This is a genomic window from Eudoraea sp., from assembly GCF_049665975.1.
GTDB lineage: Bacteria > Bacteroidota > Bacteroidia > Flavobacteriales > Flavobacteriaceae > Eudoraea.
The window spans coordinates 1-5,282 of the sequence record NZ_JBATGR010000525.1 but is presented as its reverse complement, the minus strand read 5'-3'; the positions used below and the strand labels follow the sequence as shown (position 1 = coordinate 5,282).

The 5,282-nt window shown below is 33.9% G+C and carries 6 protein-coding genes and 1 tRNA gene; 2 read left to right on the top strand and 5 right to left on the bottom strand.

All coding sequences use genetic code 11. From position 1 onward, the window contains the following. Positions 1-378 precede the first annotated feature (378 nt). Positions 379-452 (bottom strand) — tRNA-Met (locus WBN20_RS16565). 135 nt (positions 453-587) lie between these two features. Between WBN20_RS16565 and WBN20_RS16560 the strand changes: the two genes are divergently transcribed. Further along, positions 588-971, top strand: a complete 384-nt coding sequence (locus WBN20_RS16560) for an START-like domain-containing protein (RefSeq protein WP_424273406.1) — start codon at positions 588-590, stop codon at positions 969-971. A 53-nt stretch (positions 972-1,024) separates the two neighbouring features. Then, positions 1,025-1,867: an aminotransferase class IV gene (locus WBN20_RS16555; RefSeq protein WP_424282486.1), complete on the top strand. Its 843-nt coding sequence runs from the start codon at positions 1,025-1,027 to the stop codon at positions 1,865-1,867. Here WBN20_RS16555 and WBN20_RS16550 read toward each other — a convergent pair. The 4 genes from WBN20_RS16550 to WBN20_RS16535 form a co-directional block, all read right to left on the bottom strand. After that, entirely contained in the window at positions 1,860-2,420 is a 561-nt protein-coding gene (locus WBN20_RS16550; RefSeq protein WP_424273404.1) for a YqgE/AlgH family protein, read from the bottom strand. The genes WBN20_RS16555 and WBN20_RS16550 overlap by 8 nt on opposite strands. A 112-nt stretch (positions 2,421-2,532) precedes the next feature. Then, positions 2,533-2,805: an HU family DNA-binding protein gene (locus WBN20_RS16545; RefSeq protein ID WP_297706983.1), complete on the bottom strand. Its 273-nt coding sequence runs from the start codon at positions 2,803-2,805 to the stop codon at positions 2,533-2,535. Positions 2,806-2,980: 175 nt separating this feature from the next. Continuing rightward, positions 2,981-3,928: a methionyl-tRNA formyltransferase gene (fmt, locus tag WBN20_RS16540; RefSeq protein WP_424282485.1), complete on the bottom strand. Its 948-nt coding sequence runs from the start codon at positions 3,926-3,928 to the stop codon at positions 2,981-2,983. After that, on the bottom strand, positions 3,925-5,282 hold a 1,358-nt coding region (locus WBN20_RS16535), incomplete at its 5' end, for a helicase-related protein (RefSeq protein ID WP_424282484.1). The genes fmt and WBN20_RS16535, both read right to left, overlap by 4 nt.

Below are 5,282 nucleotides of genomic sequence, written 5' to 3'. Positions count from 1 at the left end.
GGCTATTGTTATACAATGTTAAGTACAGTTCTAATCAATTGAATTAGATAAATTAGACAAATGAGGATTTATAGATTTAAATTTTACTCCTGGCTCTGAACCTCCCGGATTTGTCTAATGTGACTTATCAAAATAAAGAAAATGAGAAGTTTTTGTTCAAATTATATCAAACCCATTCTATCCATTTCCTTGAATGTCTTAGAGATTAAGGTAAAATATTATTATCCGCAAATTCTTCTTTTTCGAAGTACGCAATTACCAACTATTCATTGCAGATCTATATTCGTTATTAATAATTTATGTTTGTTAACCAAGTTCTTATTTGTAGTAGTTAAAAAAAGAAGGAACCCCAATTTCTGAGATTCCTTAGTTTTAAAGTAGCGAGAGGGAGACTTGAACTCCCGACCTCAGGGTTATGAATCCTGCGCTCTAACCACCTGAGCTACCTCGCCAAAGGTTTTAAAATGGCTGCAAATATAAAGGTTAATTTCTTGTTCGTCAAAATTCATTCATCAAAATTAATATGACTGTTTTATTTTTTTATCATATATAAATATATATATTGTCCAACATAAATATGTCGTGGAATGAATGATAAAATAAAATTCGAAATAGAGTTTGTAATACAGTCTTCGCCCCAGTTGTTATACCAGTATCTATCAACGCCATCGGGACTGTCTGAATGGTTTGCAGACAATGTAAATTCGCGTGGTGAAACATTCAACTTCATATGGGATGGATCTGAAGAGCAGGCCAAACTCCTAAAAAAGAAAAGTGACGAATTCATAAAGTTTAAATGGGAAGAAAATGAGGATGATAGTTTTTTTGAGATGCGGATTATTGTTGATGAAATTACTAAGGATGTCTCTCTTTTTATAACAGATTTTGCGGAAGAAGATGAAATTGATGAAGCAAAAATGTTATGGACAAACCAGGTATCTGATCTTAAACAAATATTGGGTTCCAAATAATATAAAATTATTATTAACAGTATATTTGGCCTTGATTTATCAAGGCTTTTTTTATGGTTAATTTCAATGGACAAATAGTAGATGATCAAGAACTCTATCTGAATAGCAAGAACAGAGGATTACTATATGGTGATGCCCTTTTTGAAACACTTAGGGTAGTAAACGGGAAGGTCATTTTTTGGGAAGATCATTATTTAAGTCTAATGTCCTCTATGCGAATATTAAGAATGGAGATCCCCATGTCTTTTACCATGGAGTTTTTGGAGGAGCAAATATTAATGGTGTTACCGACAGGAGTGGATACTACTTCAGCTGTGATCAGGATTACAGTATACAGGAATAATGGGGGCTCTTATGAACCGGAAAGTAATGAAGTATCTTATATTATTGATTCAGATATTTTGGCAAATCCCTATTATATTTTAAATGAAGACAGTTATGAGGTAGAATTATTTAAAGATTATTCATTAAGTAAAAACATGCTTTCCAATCTTAAAACAACCAACAGAATCCTGAATGTTGTGGGCAGTGTTTATGCAAAAGAGAATGGGTATAATAATTGTTTGCTGTTAAATGAATCCAAGTCGATAGTTGGGGCACTTAACGGGAATTTTTTTCTAGTTAAAGATAAGGTAATAAAAACGCCACCTGCAGAAGATGGCTGTATTAAAGGGATAGTTCGAAAAAAAATATTGGATATTCTCAACAAAATTGACACCTACGAATGCCAGGAAATATCTGTTTCCCCATTTGAACTTCAGCAGGCCGATGAATTATTCATTACAAACAGTGTTGTGGGAATACAACCAATTACAAAATATCGTAAGAAAACCTATGAAAATAAAGTGGCTAAAGATATTTTAGGTAAGCTAAATGCCGCCGCAAGGTTTAATTAAGACTTGGATTTTCCGGAGCATTGGACCATAATAAATAATCGCCACCAAGTTCCATCATTTTTTCTTTCCAGAAAGCTAAGGTAGATTTTTGAATGATATTGCTCTCATATTCATTCTTTACTACGATCCAGGATTTTGAATCCAGTTCCTGATCAAGCTGAAGTGAAGACCATCCCGAATACCCGAGAAAAAACCGTATGTCTGTATCGGTTATTACCTTTTGATTGATGAGTGCTATCGTTTTTTCAAAATCACCGCCCCAAAAGATTCCATCTGATATTTCAATACTATTATCAATAAGGTGAGGTACTTTGTGAATAAAATATAGATTGTCTTGTTCTACAGGACCTCCGTTAAATACCTGAAACGGCACATTTATATCTTCAATAAGATCACTAATATCATAATTCAGCGGTTTGTTAAGAATAAATCCTACCGAACCTTCATCATTATGCTCCGCTAAAAGAACAACAGATCTGTTGAAAGAAACATCTCCTGTAAGCGTAGGTTCTGCAATTAGCAGTTTCCCTTTTTTCGGTTTTAAACTTATCATAGCTTTTTTAATACTTTTAAAAATAAGATAAATCCTGTAAATAACAAAAATCGCTATAAATTAAAAAAGCGCCTCAGTTTTGAGGCGCTTTCATATATTTTAAAAGGATGGACTAGTTTACAGAACTGCTTAAATCAGAACCTGCTTTAAACTTAACTACATTCTTAGCTGCAATTTGTATAGTCTTTCCAGTTGAAGGGTTTCTGCCTTCTCTGGCATTTCTTCTAGACACAGACCAAGATCCAAAACCTACTAGAGATACTCTATTCCCTTTCTTAAGAGATCCTTCTACATTCCCTAAGAAAGACTCTAATGCCTTTTTTGCCGCTGCTTTAGTGATGCCTGCACTAGCTGCCATGGCATCAATTAATTCTGTTTTGTTCATAATTTAATTAAATTAATTGTTGTTAAATAATTTTAAGCTTAAACAAATTTATACGGATTTGCGGTTAAGACAAGTAAAACTGGGGTAAATCAACGTTTTTGTTGATAACTTAAAACGTTTGTTGATAAAGTTGGGCTTTTTTGGGTGATTCTCCCAGCCCAATGATAATGGGACTTTAGATCAAATAGGCAGATTCTTTGATTTTAAGTCCATTTAAAACATCAATAACAGCCATCTTTCGTTTACCAGGTAATTGTAATTCCGTCAGGTAAACATAACCTCCGGAGGAGGCTACTTTTAACTCCTTTTTAGTAAAATGAATAGTTCCGGGTTTAAAATTATGCTTTTCCTTTTCCCATTTAGCTTTGTATATTTTGATAACAATTAATTCTTCGTCGTTGTTCAAAATAGACCATGCGCCAGGGAATGGACTTAGGCCTCTGATATGATTGTATATTTTCTCTGCTGATTTTTCCCAATTTATTTTGCAGATTTCCTTATTGATTTTATCAGCAGTTTTAAATTTGCTGTCCAGGGGTTGTTTTTGTGTTACAACCTGGTTGTTTTCAATAAGTGATACCGTCTTTAAAACTAATTCTGCTCCCAGAGCCATTAAATTATCGTGCAGATCTCCTGCAGTATCTTCTGGTTTAATCTCGGTTGCTTCTTGCAGAATAAGTTCTCCGGTATCTATTTTCTCATCGATAAAAAATGTAGTAACACCCGTTTTCTTTTCCCCGTTAATTATTGCCCAGTTTATAGGGGCCGCTCCTCTATAGTCAGGTAATAATGAGGCATGAAGATTAAATGTGCCATATTCGGGCATGGACCATACTTGTTTTGGCAACATTCTAAATGCGACCACAATTTGAAGGTTAGCCTTTAACCCCCTTAAATCGTCAAGAAATTCCTTATCCTTTAAATTAGTTGGCTGCATTATATAGAGGCCGGCTTTTTTTGCATATTGTTTAACGGAAGATTCATGTATTTTTCGACCTCTCCCTGCCGGTTTGTCTGGTGCCGTAATTACTCCTACAACCTTATAGCCCTTTTGAACCAGCATATCTAAGGTAGCGACAGCAAATTCCGGAGTGCCCATAAATACTATTCTCAAGTTTCTCATTTTTGCAGGATATATTCATTTTTTGAATTAATATTTATTTTACCATCCTCAAGCAACATTTGAAGTGTTTTTAATATCAAGAGTTCATTTTGTGGTAATTCCCGGATAATGTCTCTAGAACTACTTTGTTTGGATTCCAATAATTCAAGTATGTCACTTTTAATGTCAAGAAGGCTGCTGCGATCAAGTTTCTTTGGGTTATTGCAAACATCGCAATTATTACAGGGTTGATCTGTTTTTTCACCGAAATACGATAGCAGTTGGTGATTTCTGCACAACTTGTCATTTTTTACATAAGCAAGCATACTATCTACGTTGTCAATCTTTGTTTGCAACTGCATTTCTACTTTTTTGGAAAAATTATTAATTGTCAGGTCATCTTCCCTTGGCACCAGGAAAACAAGCTCCAGATCTCTATTCCTTGCTTTTAGGCTTATGACCTTATCTTTATCCAGTTGTGCAAGATCATCTAATATTTTTTCTTCTGAAAGTGAAGTTTTTTTCGAAATTAAAAACGTATTTATTTTTGTTTCAAAATCAAAAATCCCTCCATAAGTCCTTAAAATAGTTTGCACAAATGGTGCGATACTCTGGTGTCTTTCCAAATAATCTATAAGATCGTTTTTAGAAAATAAAAATTGTACGGTTGTTTTACGGGAGAAACTTTGTGATAAAGATATCACCGAATTCTGATCAAGAATTCGTAATCCATTATATGCCATTGGTGAATTAAGCTTATAAAGGTGACAGAACTCTTCAAATCGAAACTGAAATATTTCTTCACTCAGCGTTCCATAAGGTATTTGAAAATAATTATTTAGTTTATTGTAAAGTAATTTCAAAAATTTGACATCGGGTAATACCTTTAAAAATTGGTTTTTAAGTTGTAATTCATCGTCTTTGTTCGTTATCATTACGGCTTTCGCGGGCAAACCATTTCTGCCTGCTCTACCAGCTTCCTGATAATAATTCTCAAGACTTTCCGGAATTTGATAATGAATTACCAAAGAAACATCAGCTTTGTCAATACCCATTCCAAAAGCATTCGTAGCCACCATGATTCTTACCTTATTATCGAGCCATAAATTTAGTTTCTTCTCCTTCTCTTCTTTTGGAATACCTCCGTGATAGAAGGTAGCAGAAATGTTTTTTTTGTTCAAAAAAGCAGCTATTACTTGTGCCATTCTTCTACTGCGTACATATACGATGCCACTTTGGTCTGTATTCTTGCATAACTCATATAGCCGTCTTTGTTTATCTTCTTCCCAAATAACCCCAAAATATATATTTTTCCTGCTAAATGAATCTTTGAAAATTTGATATTCTTTAAACCGAAGATTCTCGGTTATATCCC

Coding starts and splice junctions, on each gene's coding strand:
- WBN20_RS16560 (WP_424273406.1), top strand. CDS start 588: ATGAATGATAAAATAAAATTCGAAATAGAGTTTGTAATACAGTCTTCG.
- WBN20_RS16545 (WP_297706983.1), bottom strand. CDS start 2,805: ATGAACAAAACAGAATTAATTGATGCCATGGCAGCTAGTGCAGGCATC.
- WBN20_RS16550 (WP_424273404.1), bottom strand. CDS start 2,420: ATGATAAGTTTAAAACCGAAAAAAGGGAAACTGCTAATTGCAGAACCT.
- fmt (WP_424282485.1), bottom strand. CDS start 3,928: ATGAGAAACTTGAGAATAGTATTTATGGGCACTCCGGAATTTGCTGTC.
- WBN20_RS16555 (WP_424282486.1), top strand. CDS start 1,025: ATGGTTAATTTCAATGGACAAATAGTAGATGATCAAGAACTCTATCTG.